Source organism: Candidatus Microbacterium phytovorans, assembly GCA_029202445.1.
Lineage (GTDB): Bacteria > Actinomycetota > Actinomycetes > Actinomycetales > Microbacteriaceae > Microbacterium > Microbacterium phytovorans.
Genome location: CP119321.1, coordinates 2,405,167 through 2,421,294 on the forward strand (window position 1 = coordinate 2,405,167; position 16,128 = coordinate 2,421,294).

The 16,128-nt window shown below is 70.6% G+C and carries 18 protein-coding genes; 14 read left to right on the forward strand and 4 right to left on the reverse strand.

All coding sequences use genetic code 11. The annotated features are described in order from the left end of the window. Nucleotides 1-262: 262 nt before the first annotated feature. Nucleotides 263-1,138: an SDR family oxidoreductase gene (locus P0Y48_11460; protein ID WEK13077.1), complete on the reverse strand. Its 876-nt coding sequence runs from the start codon at nt 1,136-1,138 to the stop codon at nt 263-265. 111 nt (nt 1,139-1,249) lie between these two features. Here P0Y48_11460 and P0Y48_11465 point away from each other — a divergent pair, with 111 nt between their 5' ends. The 14 genes from P0Y48_11465 (at nt 1,250) to csrA (ending at nt 13,112) form a co-directional block, all read left to right on the forward strand. Then, nucleotides 1,250-1,618: a helix-turn-helix domain-containing protein gene (locus tag P0Y48_11465; protein WEK13078.1), complete on the forward strand. Its 369-nt coding sequence runs from the start codon at nt 1,250-1,252 to the stop codon at nt 1,616-1,618. Between the two features lie 291 nt (nt 1,619-1,909). Next, nucleotides 1,910-3,307 (forward strand): DUF222 domain-containing protein, encoded by a 1,398-nt coding sequence (locus tag P0Y48_11470; protein ID WEK13079.1) that lies wholly within the window; start codon nt 1,910-1,912, stop codon nt 3,305-3,307. A 109-nt stretch (nt 3,308-3,416) separates the two neighbouring features. Then, nucleotides 3,417-3,791 carry a flagellar FlbD family protein gene (locus P0Y48_11475; protein WEK13080.1) on the forward strand — a complete coding sequence of 125 codons (375 nt, stop codon included), beginning with the start codon at nt 3,417-3,419 and terminating at the stop codon, nt 3,789-3,791. Beyond that, complete coding sequence (locus P0Y48_11480; GenBank protein ID WEK13081.1) at nt 3,791-4,594, forward strand: MotA/TolQ/ExbB proton channel family protein; 804 nt, start codon at nt 3,791-3,793, stop codon at nt 4,592-4,594. Before P0Y48_11475 ends, P0Y48_11480 begins: the two co-directional genes overlap by 1 nt. Continuing rightward, nucleotides 4,591-5,418 (forward strand): flagellar motor protein MotB, encoded by an 828-nt coding sequence (locus tag P0Y48_11485; GenBank protein WEK13082.1) that lies wholly within the window; start codon nt 4,591-4,593, stop codon nt 5,416-5,418. The genes P0Y48_11480 and P0Y48_11485 overlap by 4 nt, the downstream gene beginning before the upstream one ends. A 145-nt stretch (nt 5,419-5,563) precedes the next feature. Beyond that, nucleotides 5,564-6,490 (forward strand): flagellar motor switch protein FliM, encoded by a 927-nt coding sequence (locus P0Y48_11490; GenBank protein WEK13083.1) that lies wholly within the window; start codon nt 5,564-5,566, stop codon nt 6,488-6,490. Next, complete coding sequence (gene fliN, locus P0Y48_11495; GenBank protein ID WEK13084.1) at nt 6,487-7,134, forward strand: flagellar motor switch protein FliN; 648 nt, start codon at nt 6,487-6,489, stop codon at nt 7,132-7,134. The genes P0Y48_11490 and fliN overlap by 4 nt, the downstream gene beginning before the upstream one ends. 70 nt (nt 7,135-7,204) lie before the next feature. Continuing rightward, a complete protein-coding gene (locus P0Y48_11500) occupies nt 7,205-7,732 on the forward strand; it encodes a flagellar biosynthetic protein FliO (protein WEK15063.1) in 528 nt (175 codons plus the stop codon). 81 nt (nt 7,733-7,813) lie between these two features. Next, the gene (fliP, locus tag P0Y48_11505; GenBank protein WEK15064.1) at nt 7,814-8,626 is read left to right on the forward strand and encodes a flagellar type III secretion system pore protein FliP; all 813 of its coding nucleotides are present in this window, start codon (nt 7,814-7,816) and stop codon (nt 8,624-8,626) included. Beyond that, nucleotides 8,623-8,898, forward strand: a complete 276-nt coding sequence (gene fliQ, locus P0Y48_11510; protein ID WEK13085.1) for a flagellar biosynthesis protein FliQ — start codon at nt 8,623-8,625, stop codon at nt 8,896-8,898. Before fliP ends, fliQ begins: the two co-directional genes overlap by 4 nt. 22 nt (nt 8,899-8,920) lie before the next feature. Then, on the forward strand, nt 8,921-9,682 hold the full coding sequence (locus tag P0Y48_11515; protein WEK13086.1) for a flagellar biosynthetic protein FliR: 762 nt from the start codon (nt 8,921-8,923) through the stop codon (nt 9,680-9,682). Then, nucleotides 9,679-10,776: an EscU/YscU/HrcU family type III secretion system export apparatus switch protein gene (locus P0Y48_11520; protein WEK13087.1), complete on the forward strand. Its 1,098-nt coding sequence runs from the start codon at nt 9,679-9,681 to the stop codon at nt 10,774-10,776. Before P0Y48_11515 ends, P0Y48_11520 begins: the two co-directional genes overlap by 4 nt. Continuing rightward, complete coding sequence (locus P0Y48_11525; GenBank protein ID WEK13088.1) at nt 10,773-12,839, forward strand: flagellar biosynthesis protein FlhA; 2,067 nt, start codon at nt 10,773-10,775, stop codon at nt 12,837-12,839. The genes P0Y48_11520 and P0Y48_11525 overlap by 4 nt, the downstream gene beginning before the upstream one ends. An 18-nt stretch (nt 12,840-12,857) precedes the next feature. After that, complete coding sequence (csrA, locus tag P0Y48_11530; protein WEK13089.1) at nt 12,858-13,112, forward strand: carbon storage regulator CsrA; 255 nt, start codon at nt 12,858-12,860, stop codon at nt 13,110-13,112. Nucleotides 13,113-13,184: 72 nt separating this feature from the next. Here csrA and P0Y48_11535 read toward each other — a convergent pair whose 3' ends face one another. The 3 genes from P0Y48_11535 to P0Y48_11545 form a co-directional block, all read right to left on the reverse strand. Then, a complete protein-coding gene (locus P0Y48_11535) occupies nt 13,185-14,258 on the reverse strand; it encodes a zinc ABC transporter substrate-binding protein (GenBank protein ID WEK13090.1) in 1,074 nt (357 codons plus the stop codon). Nucleotides 14,259-14,332: 74 nt separating this feature from the next. Beyond that, nucleotides 14,333-15,157: a carbohydrate ABC transporter permease gene (locus tag P0Y48_11540; GenBank protein ID WEK13091.1), complete on the reverse strand. Its 825-nt coding sequence runs from the start codon at nt 15,155-15,157 to the stop codon at nt 14,333-14,335. Beyond that, complete coding sequence (locus P0Y48_11545) at nt 15,154-16,125, reverse strand: sugar ABC transporter permease (protein WEK13092.1); 972 nt, start codon at nt 16,123-16,125, stop codon at nt 15,154-15,156. The genes P0Y48_11540 and P0Y48_11545 overlap by 4 nt, the downstream gene beginning before the upstream one ends. Nucleotides 16,126-16,128 lie beyond the last annotated feature (3 nt).

The following is a 16,128-nucleotide window of genomic DNA, read 5'->3' on the forward strand; positions in this document are numbered from 1 at the left end:
GGAAACGTGCCATGAAGCCGCAGCCCGCGGCATGGCGATCGATCCCGGGATCCCCCCAGGTCCCGGCCGGATCCCTCGGATCTCCCCCAGATCCTGCAGGGGGATCCCCGCGAGCCGACACGCCGCGAACCGACACGACCACGTCGGAGCGATCGTGTCGGCTCGCCATTCTCATCCGTCGGAGGGGGTCGGCGGTGCCGACGCCGTCGGGCGCAGACGGATGCCATGGGCGTCGGCCGGCCGCGACGGGTCTCCGCCTGCGTCAGCCGGCGACGCGCGCCGCGCTGACGGCCTCGCCGAGCGCGTCGACGAGGGGCGTCGTCGGGCGGCCGATCAGGCGGGCGAGGTCCTCGTGCACGGGCGAGAGCACGCCGCGGGCGATGCCGTCCTCCATCGCCGAGACGAAGCCGATCGTGCCGGCATCCAGTCCCGCGTCCGCGAGCCCGGCCTGCAGCTGGTCGCTCGTGAGCGGGACGTAGGCCACGTCGCGACCGAGCACGGTGGTCGCGGCGGCGGCGATGTCGGCGTACGACACGGCGTGGTCGCCGGAGAGCTCGTAGGTGTGGCCGAGGTGACCGTCTTCGATGAGCACGACGGCGGCAGCCTCCGCGTAGTCCGCGCGGCTAGCGGCAGCGACGGTCGCCTCACCGACGGACGCGGCGATCACGCCGGTGTCGGCGGCACGGAGAACGTCGGCGACGTAGTTCTCGGCGTACCAGTTGTTGCGCAGGACCACGGCAGGCACACCGCTGGCGGCGAGCACCTCCTCGGTCTGCTCGTGCTCGGGCGCGAGCACGAAGTCGATCGTGTCGGCGTGCGCGAGGCTCGTGTAGACGAGCTTCGCGGTGCCCGCCTCCTTCGCCGCCTCGATGACGCGGCGGTGACCCTCGAAGCGGGCGCCCGCCTCCGAACCGGAGATCAACAGCACGGAGTCGACGCCGTCGAGGGCGGCCACGATCGACTCGGGGACGTCGTAGTCGAGGGGCACGACGCGCACGCCGCGGTCGGCGAGGTCGACGACCTTCGAGACGGTGCGGGCGCCGGCGACGATCTGCTCCGGGGCGACGCCGCGGCGCAGGAGCGCATCGACGACGAGGTGTCCGAGCTGGCCGCCGGCGGCGGTGACGAGAATGGTCATGGGGTGTCCTTTCACGGGAGGAGCACGGCATCCGCGCTCACCCGAACGAACGCGGGGGCGCGTTGTTCACATTCCCCGGAGGGGGTACCCACCTTTTGGTAAGGTACACACATGATGGTGAGTCTTGCGGAGATCCGGGCCGAACTGCCGGGCGTGTACGAAGAGGCGTGCCCCTCGCGCGTCGTCCTCGATCATGTCATGAGCAAGTGGGGCGTGCTCGTGCTGCTCGCCCTCACCGACGGCACGATCCGCTGGGGCGAGCTGCGACGCACGGTCGAGGGCATCAGCGAGAAGATGCTCGCGTCGACGCTCCGCACGCTCGAGAAGGACGGCCTCGTCGCACGCACGGCGCACCCCGAGGTGCCGCCCCGCGTCGAGTACGCCCTGACTCCGCTCGGCGACGAGCTGATGGAGCGGATGATGCCGCTCATGGCGTGGATCGGCGAGAACGCCGGCACGATCGTCGGCCCCGGTCGTTGAGCGAGCACAGCGAGACGAAACGGCGCCGCTCGAGCGGTCGTTCCCCCGGTCGTTGAGCGAGCGCAGCGAGACGAAACGCGGCACCCGCCTGTATCGACGTTTCGTCTCGTCGCTGCGCTCCTCGCTCAACGACCGGATCATCGCGTCACCCCCGGTCGTTGAGCGAGCGCAGCGAGACGAAACGCCGCCCCCTCCTCCACACCCCCGGCGTGTCGGAAGTTGTCCACAGTAAGCACCTTTGATCTGGGTTTTGTCGCCGGGAATGTCGGTGCCCCCGAGAAGAATCGGAGCATGACAGGCAACACCGGCACCGCATGGCAACAGCGCATCGAAACGCTGCTGCACGCGCTCGCCGACGCCCGGCGCGACGCCGCCGCAGCCCAAGCCCGCGAGGCCGCGCTGCTGGCCGAGGCAGTCGAGATCGCGCAGGCGATGGCACAGGATGCCGGTGAGCCCACGTCCGTCGCCGACATCCCGATCCGTTCCCTCGCCGCGCAGATCGGCGCCGCCGCGCGCGTTTCGGACCGGACGTTGCAGAAGCACATGTCCGATGCCGTGGTCTTGGTGGAGAAGTTCCCCGCGACGTTCGCCGCGTGGGCTGCCGGGGACGTGTCACACGGGCATGTGCGAGTGGTGGTCGATGCCGGGGCTGCGCTCGAGGACGACGCGGCGCGGGCCGTCTACGAAGACGCGGCGTTGGAGGTCGCGCGGCGGGAGACACCGGGACGGCTCAAGCCCGCCGCGCGGATCCTTGCCGCACGATTGCACCCGGTCCCCTTGCAGGAGCGGCACACCGTGGCCGCAGCCAAGCGAGAGGTGTGGGTGCGTGACCTCGACGACGGCATGGCGGAGTTGATCGCGATCCTCCCCGCGGCGATCGCCCACGGCATCCGCGACCGCGTCGATCAGTACGCAAGACGGGTCGTCGAAGCGCGGAGTGGGGGCGCAAGCGCGGCCCCTGCGCCTGACGCGACCGCCGACGGTGCACTCCTTCCCCACCCCGACACCACCCGCCCCACCGACACCCAGCCCATCGACACCCAGCCCACCGACACCCGCCCCGCCGACACGCGTCGGGTCAGCGAGGTCCGTGCTGACGTGTTCGCCGACCTCGTCCTCACCGGACACGCCACCCCCGAGACCACCAACGACGCGATCCCCGCCGGGGAGGCGATCATCGCCCGCGTGCAGGTCACCGTCCCGGTGCTCACCGCGGTCGGACACGACGACGCGCCCGCCGAACTCATCGGGAAAGGCCCCATCGACACGGCCACCGCCCTCCGCCTCGCCGGAACCGCCACCGGATGGGACCGGGTCCTCACCCACCCCGCCACCGGCACCGTCCTCGCCACCGACCGGTACCGACCCAACGACCACCTCAAACGCACCCTCCGCGTCAGAGACGAACACTGCCGCTTCCCCGGCTGCCGCACCCCCACCGGCCGGTCCGACATCGACCACACCATCGCCCGCGAACACGACGGCGCGACCGAACTGACGAACCTCGCCCACCTCTGCCGACGTCACCACACGTTGAAACACCACTCCGCCTGGCGAGTCCGGCAGACACCCGACGGCATCCTCCACTGGACCAGCCCCACCGGACGCACCTACCCCGACCACCCCGCCCGCACCCTCGTGTTCACCACCGCGACGACCACGACCACCTCGCGATCACGACCGAACTAACGGATCACCCGCGCCGGCCGACAGTCCCCCCACGAGCCGAAGACACGATGTCGCAGGCCCGCCGGCGTCGCCCAGCGTTCGCCGACCATCAACCAGGGAAGGGGTGCTCGTGATCGTCCTCACGCGACTGAACCGCACCCGTTTCGCGGTGAATCCCGACCTCATCGAGCGCATCCAGGCGACCCCTGACACGACGCTCGTCATGGTCGATGGCGCGACGTTCGTCGTCGCCGAAACGATGGATGCCGTCATCGACGCCGTCGTCGCATTCCGCTCCCGCGTGCTGACCTCCGCCCTCCACGGCGACCACACGACCTCCGCCGCCACGGCCGCGACACCCGCCGACACCCACGCGCCGGTCACCGACACCCCCGCACCCGTCGCCGACACGCACGCCGCCGCCACCACCGCCGCCGACGCCACCGCCGACGCCGCCGACGCCACCACCGACGCCACCACCGCCACCGAAGGCGGTGACGACTGATGCTCATCATCGGCATCCTGATCGCCTTCGCCGGCCTGTACGCGATGATCACGCTCGAAGGCGCGCACGTCGAAGCGCTCCTGCTCCCGGCACCGATGATCCTCGTGTTCGGCGCGACGATCGCCATCGGTCTTGCGGGCGGCACCGTGCGCGACGCGAAGGAAGCCGTCCGCGCACTGCCCCGCGCGCTCCGAGGGCTCAAGGGCTCCTCGGAAGATCTCATCGTCACGGTCGTCGGCTACGCCGAGAAGGCCCGGTCCGAGGGGCTGCTCGCGCTGGAGGACGCCGTCGCCGAGGAGAAGGACCCGTTCCTGCGACAGGCCCTGCAGAACATCGCCGACGGCACCGACGCGGAAGACCTCCGCATCCTGATGGAAGACCAGGTCGCCACCACGGCGTCGGTCCGTCGCACGGCCGCGCGCTTCTACACGACCCTCGGCGGATACGCCCCGACCGTCGGCATCGTCGGCACGGTCGTCTCCCTCACGCACGTGCTCGAGAAGCTCGACGAGCCCTCGACGCTGGGCCCGCTCATCGCCGCCGCGTTCGTCGCCACCCTCTGGGGCCTCCTGTCGGCGAACTTCATCTGGCTGCCGATCGGCGCACGCCTGCAGCGGCTCGCCGAGATCGAAGTCGACCGGATGACGCTCCTCACGGAGGGCATGCTCGCCGTCCAGGCCGGAAGCCCTCACCACCTCGTCGAGGAGCGCCTGCGCGCTCTCGCGCCCGACGCCGGCGGCAAACGTCGCCGCGAGAAGCCAGGCGACAAGGCCGCCACCGAACCCGCGGAGGAGTCCGCATGAGCGTCTCCCGTCGCCGCCGCATCCCCGCCCACGCCGACGCCGGGCACGGTCCCGACGAACGGTGGATGGCGTCCTACCTCGACATGATCACCGTGCTCATGTGCATGTTCATCGTGATGTTCGCGATGTCCAACGTCGACCAGGAGAAGTTCGAGGCGCTCCGCGCATCGCTGGCCACGGGCTTCGGTGCGGAGCAGACGGATGCCATCGACGTCTCGACCGGCGTCGTCGTCCCGCCCGATCTCGTCGACGACGAGGGCGAGTCGTTCTTCGAACTGCCCCAGCTGCCCCCGAACGCCGCGGAAGAGGAGTACGACTCGTTCGCGCTGCTGCGCGAGCGGCTCGAGCAGGCGCTCGAGGAGGAGGGGCTCGAAGAGGCGGCGACCTTCACGATCGACGAGCGCGGCCTCACCATGGGCCTCAAGAGCGCCGAGACCTTCTTCGCGACCAACAGCACCGCCCTCAGCGCGAAGGCGCGCGCCGTGCTCGACGCGGCCGCCACCGTCCTCGCCGACGACACCCACGACATCTCCGTCGAGGGGCATGCCGACTTCCGTCGCCCCTCGCCGCCGTTCCGCGACAACTGGGAACTGTCCTCCGCCCGCGCGACCGGCGTGCTGCGCTACCTCGCGAACGAGGGCGATGTGGCGCACGACCGGATCAGCTCCGTCGGCTACGGATCCTCCCGGCCCCTCGCCGAAGGGACGAGCGCCGCCGCACTCGCCCAGAACCGCCGCGTCGACATCGTCGTGCTGTCGGCGGCCGAGGACGACGTACGCGCCGAGCTCCCCCGCCTCGACGCGCTCGCTGCGGGAGGCCCCTGACCGAACCGCACCACACCGCACGCGTGACCGCGCCGCACGAACCGCACCGCGGCATCCCCCATCCACGCGCGACTAACGGCCCCGCGCACGCGTCCGATAGTCCCGCCCGTGCAGGTCGAAGACCCTGCACAGAGCGAGGGATGCCGTGCAGATCGAGGACACCGTGCGGGTCGGCGACGCCGCAGCGTCCCCGACGGCGCCCGAGCGCCACGACTTCGGTCGTCCGGCCGCGCTGTCCCGCGAGCACACGCGCGCCCTCGCCGCCGCGTTCGACGCTTTCGCGCGCCTCTGGGCGATGCAGCTGACCTCGAAGGCTCGGCTGCGGTCGCACATCACGGTCGACCGCGTCACCCTCGAGACCTACGACGAGTACGTGTCGACGGTGCCCACCACGACGACCCTCATCCTCTGCACCGACGACGGCTCCGAGGACCGCGCCATCATCGAGTTCCCCGTGTCGACCGCCCTGCAGTGGATCGTGCGGATGCTCGGCGGCGACGCCGCCCACACGCTCGACACCCGCGCGCTCACCCCGATCGAGTTCGCGCTGCTGCGGTCGCTCATGGACGAGACCCTCGGTCACCTGCGCGGATCGCTCGGCGGTCTCCTCTCCGAGAAACTGGGCGTCAGCGCCGTCCAGTACAACGCGGCGTTCGCGCAGATCGTCTCGGCGCAGGATCTCGTCGTCGTCGCCCGCTTCTCGATGCGCCTCGGCGACCGCACGGAGGCGGCGAGCATCGCGCTGCCCGCCGCCGTGCTCCTCGAACGGCTCACCGACACCACGTCGACTCCGCACGCCGCACCCGACCCGGATGTCGTCCGCCGCCACGTCGAGGAGACGCCCGTCGAACTCGTGCTGCGCCTCGCGACGCGCAGCATGCGCCCCGACGAAGTGCTCGATCTCGCCGTCGGCGACATCCTCTCGCTCCCCCACGGCGAAGACCGTCCGCTCGACCTCGCGGTCGGCGAGCACGTCGTGGCATCCGCCGCCGTGGGAGCCAACGGCGCGCGGCTCGCGTGCGTCGTCACCTCGTCCGACCTTCCCCGCACCCTCGCCGAGGAGACCGCATGACTAGCACCATGACCCACGAAGCCGCCGCCGCCGCAGCCTTCGCCGACCGGCTCCCCACCGCCACTCGCACCACCGCCCACCCCGCGAGCGGGTCGGGCGAGACCGGCGACGCCGTGATGGTCTCGTCGGTGGGAGACACCAGCGCGGCGCTGGCCGTCGTCATCTTCGACGAGTCCGCGCTCCTCGGCGACGCGGAGACGCCGCTCGCCGACCGGCTGCGCGACGCCCTGGATGCCGCGGCCGCCGCGTTCGGACCGAGCGTGCTCGGCGAGCCGACGATCGGCGACGCCTCCGCCCTGTTCTCGCACCCGAACGCGCAGGTCTTCGAACTCGCCGACGAGACCGGCCGCACCATCGGCCGCCTCGCCGTGCGCATCTCGCAGACGCGCGCCGCCTCGCCCCGGCGACTGCAGCGCATCGCCGGTGTCGAGATGGACCTCACGGTCGAGGTCGGCCGCACCCGGATGACGGTGCGCGACGTGCTCGACCTGGAACCGGGCCGCATCATCGAACTCGACCGGTCCGCCGGCGCGCCCGCCGACGTCAAACTCAACGGTCGCCTCATCGCCCACGGCGAGATCGTCGTCGTCGACCAGGACTACGCGGTGCGCATCACGCGCATCATCGAGAACGCGGAGGTCTGACCTGGACGATCTGCTCCTCGCCGCCCGCGTCGTCGTCTCGCTCGCCGCCGTCCTCGGCGTCGTCTGGCTGCTGCAGCGACGTCTCGCCCGCGGCGGCGTCTCGAAGAAGTCGAAGAAGGACCGCGCCCGCGACGCCGTCACCGTCGTCGCCAAGCGGAGCCTCGCCCCCAAGACGCAGCTCGTCGTCGTCGAGATCGACGACGTGCGCTACGTGCTCGGCGTCGGCGAAGGCGGGGTGTCGGTGATCGACAGCCGCCCGACCGACGGCACGGCCGCCCCCGACGTGCCGGCATCCGCCCCGCGCCTCGCGCCCGTGCATGCGCTGCGGAGCGCTCTGCCGACCGCGATGCCGAGCGCCGCGACCGCCACCACCCCCGAGACGACCGCCGTGCCGATCCCCGGGACGACCGCCACATCCGACGTCACCACCGCCACCGCCGCATCCACCGCCACCGCCGGCTCGTTGCCGCTGCGTCGCGCCCACCGAGAAGCCCACCGGGAAGCCCACCGGGAAGCCCAGCGCGAGGCCCGCCCGACCTTCGGGGCGGCGCTCTCCCGCGAGGCCTCCCAGGCCCTGCGCCGCGCCATCGGCGCCTGACGGAGCACCCTCGTGACGGATCGCACCGCGCCGCCGCGCAACAACACCGCGCCGCCGCGTAACACAGCGTCCCCGCGCAACATCGAGCCGCCGCGCCGCACCCCGCGCCGGGCGCTGCGGACCGTCATCGTCCTCGGCATCCTCCTCGCGGTGCACGTGCTCTCCGCGACTCCGGCCTTCGCCGACACGGTCGACCCGACGCTTCCCGCGACGCCGCCGCCGAGCGGCGTGACGGTCGACATCAACGGCATCGATGGAACGCCCTCGGCATCCATCCTGACCCTCATCGGGATCACGCTGCTGTCGGTCGCCCCCGCGCTCCTGCTCATGATGTCGTCGTTCACGAAGATCTTCGTCGTGCTCGCGATGACCAGAAACGCGCTGTCGCTGCCGACGATCCCCCCGAACCAGGTGCTGGCGGGCCTGTCGCTGTTCCTGACGCTGTTCATCATGTGGCCGGTGCTCACCGAGATCCACACGGTCGCCGTCCAGCCCTATACCGACGGCGGCCTGACCTTCACGGATGCCGTGGGCGCGGCGTCCGACCCCCTCCGCACCTGGATGCTGCAGTTCACCCGGGAGGAGGATCTCGCGCTCATGACGCGGTTCTCCGGCGCCGACAACCCCGACGACCCCGCCAGCACACCGCTCATCACGCTCATCCCCGCGTTCATGATCTCGGAGCTGCGCGCCGCGTTCATCATCGGGTTCGTCATCTTCGTGCCGTTCCTCGTGATCGACCTCGTCGTCGCGGCCGCCCTCATGTCGATGGGCATGATGATGCTCCCTCCCGTCATGATCTCCCTGCCGTTCAAGATCCTTCTCTTCCTGCTCGTCGACGGGTGGGGGCTCATCCTCCGCACGCTCGTGCAGAGTTACGCGGGGTCGGGATGAACCCGGAATCGGTCCTCGACATCGCCCTCGAAGGCGTGCTCATCACCGCGAAGCTCGCCGCGCCGCTCCTGGTGACCGCACTCGTCGTCGGCTTCGCCATCTCGCTCCTGCAGTCGATCACCCAGATCCAGGAGGTCACCCTCTCGTTCGTGCCGAAGGCGATCGCCGTCGGCGTCGCGCTCGTCGTCTGCGGCAACTGGATGATCACCGAGGCGGTCACCTTCACCCACGCGCTGTTCGACCGCATCCCCCAGCTGTTGAGCGGCGGCTGAGGACGGCGATGGGGCGGATGCCGTGAACATCCCGATCGACTTCGCCTGGCTGGAGGCCACGGGGCTCGCGGCCGTACGCACGACCGCGTTCCTGTTCCTCGCGCCCCCGTTCTCCTACCGCGGGTTCCCGTCGCGCATCAAGGCGGCGCTGGGCGTGGGGATCGCCATCGCGTTGAGTGGCGCCGTCGCCCCCGGCTACGAACCGCTCGCCACGGGCGCCTTCTTCCTCGCGCTCCTCGCGCAGCTCGTGACGGGCGCGCTCCTCGGATTCCTCGTGACGGTGTGCTTCTCGGCGGTGCAGTCGGCGGGAAGCCTCGTCGACCTCTTCGGGGGCTTCCAACTGGCCCAGGCCTTCGATCCGCAGATGAACGTCAACGGCGCGCAGTTCACCCGGCTGTTCCAGATGACGGCGCTCGCCCTCCTCATCTCCTCCAACGGGTACGCGCTCATCCTCGCGGGCCTCGCGCGCAGCTTCTCCGCCGTCCCCGTCGACGGGATGATCGCACTCGACCGTCCCGTGGAGCTCCTCGTCGATATAGCCGGGCAGCTCATGCTCTCCGCCGTGCAGATCGCCGGGCCGCTGCTGCTCGTGCTGTTCCTCGCCGACATCGGTCTCGGGCTCGTGAGTCGTGTCGCCCCGGCCCTCAACGCGTTCGCGATGGGCTTCCCCGTGAAGATCATGCTGACCCTCGTCCTCGCCGGCACCGTCGTGCTCGCGCTCCCGAGCGTCGTGGGCGCGCTGACCCAGGATGCCGTCGAGCTGCTGATCGGGGGTGTGCGATGAGCGATGCCGACTCCGGCGAGCGCACCGAGATGGCCTCGCGGCGCCAGCTCCGCGAGGCCTACCGCAAGGGCCGCATCACTCGCAGTCAGGACATGTCCGCGTGGGTCGCGATCGGAGCCTTCTGCGTCATGCTGCCGACCCTCATCGGCGCCGGGGCGAACGCCGGCACCGAGCAGTTCGTCGGCATCGTCTCCGTCATCCGGCATCCCGACGTCGACGGCGCTCTCACCGCGCTGTCGACCGCGCTGGCCGACATCCCGTCGATCATGGGCACGACGCTCGTGACGGTGTCGGTCGTCGTGCTGATCATCTCGGTCGTGCAGGGCGGGGTGCACCTGCGCGGGGTTCCCGCGCGCTTCGAGCAGTTCAACCTCGTCTCCGGCGTGCGTCGCCTCTTCGGCCTCCAGGCGCTGTGGGAGGGCGCGAAGGCGCTGCTGAAGACCGCGGCGATCGGCCTGGCCCTGTACGTCGTCGTCGCGGGGCTCATGCCGCTCCTCATCACGAGCGGCGCGTCGCCCGTGCAGCGGCTCCTCGAGGTGGCGTCGTCGGGCATCGCGAGTCTGCTGGCCACGGCCGTGGCGGTGGGCGTCGCCCTCGCGCTCGCCGACGTCCTCGTCGTCGCCCGCCGCAACCGCAAGCACACCCGTATGACCAAGAAGCAGGCGCGCGACGAGCACAAGAACTCCGAGGGCGACCCGCTCATCCGCAGCCAGCGGCGCGCGCGCCAGATGGCGATGAGCCGCAACCGGATGATCGCCGCCGTCGGCGACGCCGACGTGGTGCTCGTCAACCCGACGCACGTCGCGGTCGCGCTCCGCTACGAGCCCGGCAAGTCCGCCCCCCGCGTGGTCGCGAAGGGCAAGGGCGTCGTCGCCGAACGCATCCGGGAGCGCGCCGCGGAGGCGGGTGTCCCCCTCGTGCGCGATATCCCGCTCGCCCGCGCCCTGCACGGCGCGTGCGACCTCGGCCAGGAGATCCCGGCCGACCTGTACACCGCGGTCGCCCGCGTGCTCGTGTTCGTCGACGGTCTCAAGCGGCGCGGCTCCGCCCGCGGCGTGCACACCGTCCCCGAGAGGAAGGCCCCCCGGCCATGAACCGCACCACCGGCCTGAACGGCCTGCTGAAGAAGTCCGCCATCCCGGTCGCGGTCGTCGGCATCATCCTGCTGCTCATCGTGCCGGTGCCGCCCGCGCTGCTCGACGTGCTCATCATCACGAACATCCTGTTCGCGCTGCTCATCCTCCTGACGACGATGTTCGTGCGAAAACCGCTGGACTTCTCCGTGTTCCCGTCGCTGCTGCTCGTCGCGACCCTCTTCCGCCTCGGGCTCAACGTCGCCTCGACGAAGCTCGTGCTGGGCGAGGCGCACGCGGGGCAGGTGATCGACGCGTTCGGCGCGATCGCCGTGGGCGGTTCGCTCGTCATCGGCATCGTCGTCTTCCTCATCCTCATCGTCATCCAGTTCGTCGTCGTGACGAAGGGTGCCGAGCGCGTCGCCGAGGTCGGCGCCCGGTTCACCCTCGACGCGATGCCCGGCAAGCAGATGGCGATCGACGCCGACCTGAACGCGGGACTCATCACGGATGCCGAGGCCCGCTCCCGCCGGGCGGAGATCGCCGCCGAGGCCGACTTCTACGGGGCGATGGACGGCGCCTCGAAGTTCGTGAAGGGCGACGCGATCGCGGGCCTCGTCATCATCGTCATCAACCTGGTGGGCGGCATCGCGATCGGGCTGATGTCTCACGGCATGGAGATCGACGAGGCGCTCAGCACCTACGCGATCCTCACGATCGGCGACGGCCTCGTCACTCAGATCCCCGCCCTGCTGATGGCCGTCGCGACGGGCATGATCGTCACCCGCTCCAATGCGGACGCGGACATGGGCACCTCGGCGACGGGCCAGCTGACCCAGTCGCGCACGGCGCTCCTCATCGCCGGCGGGGCCGCGATCGCGATGTCGTTCATCCCCGGGATGCCGATGCTCGCCTTCCTCGCGATCGGCGGCCTCCTCCTCCTCATCGCCCAGCGCGTGGGAGCGGCCGAGGCGAAGGCCGTCGACGACGCCCCCGCCGTCGACGAACGTCCCACCGACGCCCCGGAGGAGCTCGCGGAGCGCATGCGGGTGCACACGCTCGAGATCCTGCTCGCGCCGGACATCGTCGACCTCGTCACGGGCGGACCCGACGACCTGCTCGGACGGGTGAAGTCGCTCCGGCGGAAGACGGCGCTCGAGATGGGGCTTATCGTGCCGCCGGTGCGCACCCGCGACAGCATCGAGTTGCCGACGTCGACGTATGTCATCCGCGTCGCCGGGGTCGAGGCGGGCCGGGGCGTCGCCCCCCGGGGCTCGATGCTGGCCCTCGGCACGGGACTCGACGCCCTCCCGGGCACGTCGGCGCCCGACCCGGTGTTCGGGATCGACGGCAAGTGGGTGCCGTCGCAGCTGCGGCACAGCGCGGAGCTGGCCGGCGCCACCGTCGTCGATCGCGCGAGCGTCATCATCACGCACCTGTCCAGCGTCATCCAGGCGCACGCGTCGCGGCTGCTCAGCCGCGAAGACGTGCGCCAGCTCACGGAGGGACTGCGACAGATCAGTCCGTCCGCCGTCGAGGAGCTCACTCCCGCGCTCCTCTCTCTCGCCGAGATCCAGCGGGTGCTGCAGGGCCTTCTCGCCGAGCGGGTCGCGATCAACGACCTCGTGCGCATCTACGAGGCGCTGGCGCTGCGTGCGAAGACCTCCGCCGACCCCGAGGGTCTCATCGAGGCGGCGCGCCACGCGCTCGGGCCGGCCGTGGCATCCCGCTTCGCCGAGAACGGACGCCTGCGGATCGTCATGATCGATCCGCTTCTGGAACAGTCGATGCTCGAGTCGCTGCGCACGAGCGAGGACGGCGTGCACCTCGCGCTCGATCCGCGACGGCTGGAGGCGGTCATCGCCTCGACGAAGGCCGCGGTGGCCGCCTCGGGGCCGGGACCCGAACCCGTGCTCGTGTGCGCGCCGTCGCTGCGGACCGCGGTGCGGCGCCTGGTCTCGACGCAGACCGACGGACTGCCCGTCCTGTCGTACACCGAGGCGACCGCCGGCGGCCTCGCGATCGACACGATCGGCGTCGTCCGCGACACCGTCTCCGAACCGCACGCGATCGAAGCGGGCTGAAGAAAGTAGTGTGAACGAGTGCTGGTTCTGACGAGGCGGATCGGTGAGCGCGTGCTCATCGGCGACGACATCGAGCTCACGATCGTCGAGATCAAGGGCGACAGCGTGCGGCTCGGCATCCAGGCTCCGCGCGAGACCCGCATCCAGCGCGCCGAGATCGTCGCGGCCGTCGAGTCCGAGAACCGGGCCGCCGTGCAGTCGCCCGCCGCCACGCAGGACGCGCTCCAGCGCGCGCTGAACGGCCGGCGCGATCCTGCCGCGCCGGCCGACTGAGCGTCTCTGCGCTCCTGATCAGGAGGCCGACCCCGATCAGGAGGCCGACCCCGATCAGGAGGCCGACCCCGATCAGGACGCCAGCGCCGCCTCGAGATCGTCGATGTTCTGCGCCATCCACGTGAGGTAGGACTGCCCGTCGGGGAGGATCTCCGAGAACTCCACGACGGGGATGCCGGCGGCCTCCGCCGTCTGGATCACCTGCGTCGTCTCGGCGCCACCGGTCTGCGCGTTCACGATGACGGCGCGCACGTCGCCGGCGTCGATCAGCCGCGTGGCCTCGAGGAGCGTCGCGGGCGGAACGTCCTGGCCTTCTTCGACCGCCTCGCTGAAGGCTTCCGGCGTCACGTTCTCGAGTCCGGCGGCGGCCGTCAGGTAGAGGGGCACCGGTTCGGTCACGAAGATCTTGTCGCCCTCGTGGGCGGCGGCGACGTCGGCGAGCGACGTCTCCAGGTCGCCGATGCCCGCGACGAAGTCCGCCAGGCCGCTGTCGAACGTCGCCTTCTCGCCCGGGACCAGCTCGGTGAGCTCCTCCGCGATGGCCTCCGCGACGTGCTCGATGGTGTGCGGGTCGTACCAGACGTGCTCGTTGAAGCCCTCGACGTGGTCGTGGCCCGCGTGATCGTCGCCCTCGGCGTGGTCGTCGGTCGCGGCATCCTCGGTCGCCGTGTCGTCGGTCGCCGTGTCGTCGTGGTCGTCGCCGTGGTCGTCGCCCTCGGCGTGGTCGTGGCCTTCGTTCTCGGGCCAGTCGTGCGAGTACTCGGCGGCGGTGATGACGTGCGCGGTCGAGCCGGACGCATCGATGAGACCGTCGATGAAGGCGTCGTAGCCGCCGCCGTTCTCGATGATGAGGTCGGCGCGGGAGACGGTGAGCTGGTCGCTCGCGGATGCCTCGTACGAGTGCGGGTCCTGGCTCGTCGAGCTGATGATCGACGTCACCTCGACGGCATCCCCCGCGATCGCGCGCACGATGTCGCCGTAGACGCTCGTCGAGGCGACGACCTGCACGGCCCCGTCATCCGACGCGTCGGTCGGCGTCGACGCGCAGCCGGCGAGGACGAGGGCGGCCCCGCCGAGCAGCGCGCCGGGAATGAGCGTCTTCCGCAGGGTGAGGGTCTTCGAGGGGGTGTGGATCTTCCGGGCCATGCCCCGATCCTATGCACTACTGATAATCATTCTCAAATCCCGAGCAAGCGGATGCCGGGTGGCATCCGTCCGCCTCAGCCCTTCAGCGACCCCTGCAGCAGAGCGGAGACGAACTGGCGCTGGAACACGAGGAAGACGATGAGCGTCGGGGTGAGGATGAGCAGCGATCCGGCGCACAGGAGCGGGATGTCGGTGCCCCACTGCCCCTGGAACGCCCCGAGCGCGCCAGCCATCGTGCGCTGGGTCGGGTCGCTCACCAGCACCACCGCGAGCAGGAACTGGTTCCACGTCCACAGGAAGAGCAGGATCGCGAGCGAGCTGATCGCGGGCCTCGACAGCGGTACGTGGATGCGCCAGAAGAGCTGCCACGTCGTCGCGCCGTCGACCCGCGCCGCCTCCGAGAGCTCGGTCGGCATGTTGATGAAGTGCGCCCGCATCCACACGACCGCGAACGGCATGAACAGACCGATGAGCGGCAGGATGAGCGCCCACCGGGTGTTGAGGAGCCCCATGTCGCGGATCTGGTAGTACAGCGGCACGATGATGCCCTCGAGCGGCAGCGTCAGGCCAAGCAGGAACACGATGAACACCGCGCGTCCGCCCACGGGCCGCAGGTGTCCGAGCGCGAAGCCCGCGAGCGTCGCGATGAGGATCGCCACCGGCACCACCGCCAGCTCGATCAGCACACTCGACCAGAGCAGCTTCAGCATGTCGGCCGACTGGAACGCCAGCGCGAAGTTCTCCCAGTGCGGCGTCTCCGGCCAGGTCAGTCCCGGCGGATACGTGCCCTGCGGGTGAAGCGCCGTGATGAACAGGCTCACGAAGGGGACGATCGTCACCGCCATCAGGATGATGAGCAGGACCACTCCCAGCCAGCGTTCCCTCGCCGCGACGATCATGATTCCTTCCCCCGCAGCAGGCGCTGCAGCGGCAGCACGACCAGCAGGACGAGCGCCATCAGAGTGAGGGCCAGCGCGGATGCCGTGCCGATCTCGCGGTCGAAGAACGCGAGGTAGTAGACCTGCAGACCCGGCACCAGCGTGCTGTTGCCGGGGCCTCCCTGCGTGGAGATGTAGATGATGTCGAAGCTCGCGAGCGCCGCGATCACCGTGATGATGACGCACACGGCCAGCTCCTGCCGCACGCCGGGCAGCGTGATCGACACGAACTCGCGGATGGGCCCGGCGCCGTCGATGCGCGCGGCCTCGTAGAGGCTCTGGTCGATCTTCGACATTCCGGCCAGCAGCAGGATGAGGCACAGGCCCACCGCCACCCAGGCGCCGATCACGCCGACGGCCGGGAGCGCCGTGTCGAAGTCGCCGAGCCACGCCCGCGCGAACGCGCCGAGGCCCACCGCGCGCAAGACCTCGTTGACCATGCCGTTGCTGGAGAACTGCCAGCTCCACATGATGCCCGCGGCGACCAACGGGATCACCTGAGGAAGGAAGAGCACCGTGCGCGCGATGCCCGAGAGCCGGCTCGTCGCGATCCCTCGGATCACGTTGGCCGCGAAGAGGGCCAGGATCACGGGGACGATGCTGAAGTAGATGATCAGCTCGAACGCATTGAGGATCGAGCCGACGAGCTTCGGGTTCGTGAACACCTCGACATAGTTGGCGAGGCCGGCCCATGTCGCGGGCTGGATGCCGTTCCAGTCGTAGAGCGAGTACTGCGCCGTCAGGACGATCGGTCGCAGCACGAAGACGCCGTAGAAGAGCGCGGCGGGCAGCACCAGGAGGTACACCGGCAGCGACCGGAGCAACCGGCGGCGGCGCGGCGAGCGCCGGGCCGCCGCCGGGCGGGGGGAGGAAGGTGAGGGTGCTGCGCCGGCCTTCACCGGCGCAGCACCCTCGGGCAGACGGCTCATCGG

Bases quoted from the DNA above. Each gene is read 5' to 3' on its own strand.
- P0Y48_11535 (WEK13090.1), bottom strand. From the start codon at position 14,258: ATGGCCCGGAAGATCCACACCCCCTCGAAGACCCTCACCCTGCGGAAG.
- P0Y48_11465 (WEK13078.1), top strand. From the start codon at position 1,250: ATGATGGTGAGTCTTGCGGAGATCCGGGCCGAACTGCCGGGCGTGTAC.
- P0Y48_11485 (WEK13082.1), top strand. From the start codon at position 4,591: ATGAGCGTCTCCCGTCGCCGCCGCATCCCCGCCCACGCCGACGCCGGG.
- fliQ (WEK13085.1), top strand. From the start codon at position 8,623: ATGAACCCGGAATCGGTCCTCGACATCGCCCTCGAAGGCGTGCTCATC.
- P0Y48_11525 (WEK13088.1), top strand. From the start codon at position 10,773: ATGAACCGCACCACCGGCCTGAACGGCCTGCTGAAGAAGTCCGCCATC.
- P0Y48_11540 (WEK13091.1), bottom strand. From the start codon at position 15,157: ATGATCGTCGCGGCGAGGGAACGCTGGCTGGGAGTGGTCCTGCTCATC.
- P0Y48_11545 (WEK13092.1), bottom strand. From the start codon at position 16,125: ATGAGCCGTCTGCCCGAGGGTGCTGCGCCGGTGAAGGCCGGCGCAGCA.
- fliN (WEK13084.1), top strand. From the start codon at position 6,487: ATGACTAGCACCATGACCCACGAAGCCGCCGCCGCCGCAGCCTTCGCC.
- P0Y48_11480 (WEK13081.1), top strand. From the start codon at position 3,791: ATGCTCATCATCGGCATCCTGATCGCCTTCGCCGGCCTGTACGCGATG.
- P0Y48_11520 (WEK13087.1), top strand. From the start codon at position 9,679: ATGAGCGATGCCGACTCCGGCGAGCGCACCGAGATGGCCTCGCGGCGC.
- P0Y48_11460 (WEK13077.1), bottom strand. From the start codon at position 1,138: ATGACCATTCTCGTCACCGCCGCCGGCGGCCAGCTCGGACACCTCGTC.
- P0Y48_11470 (WEK13079.1), top strand. From the start codon at position 1,910: ATGACAGGCAACACCGGCACCGCATGGCAACAGCGCATCGAAACGCTG.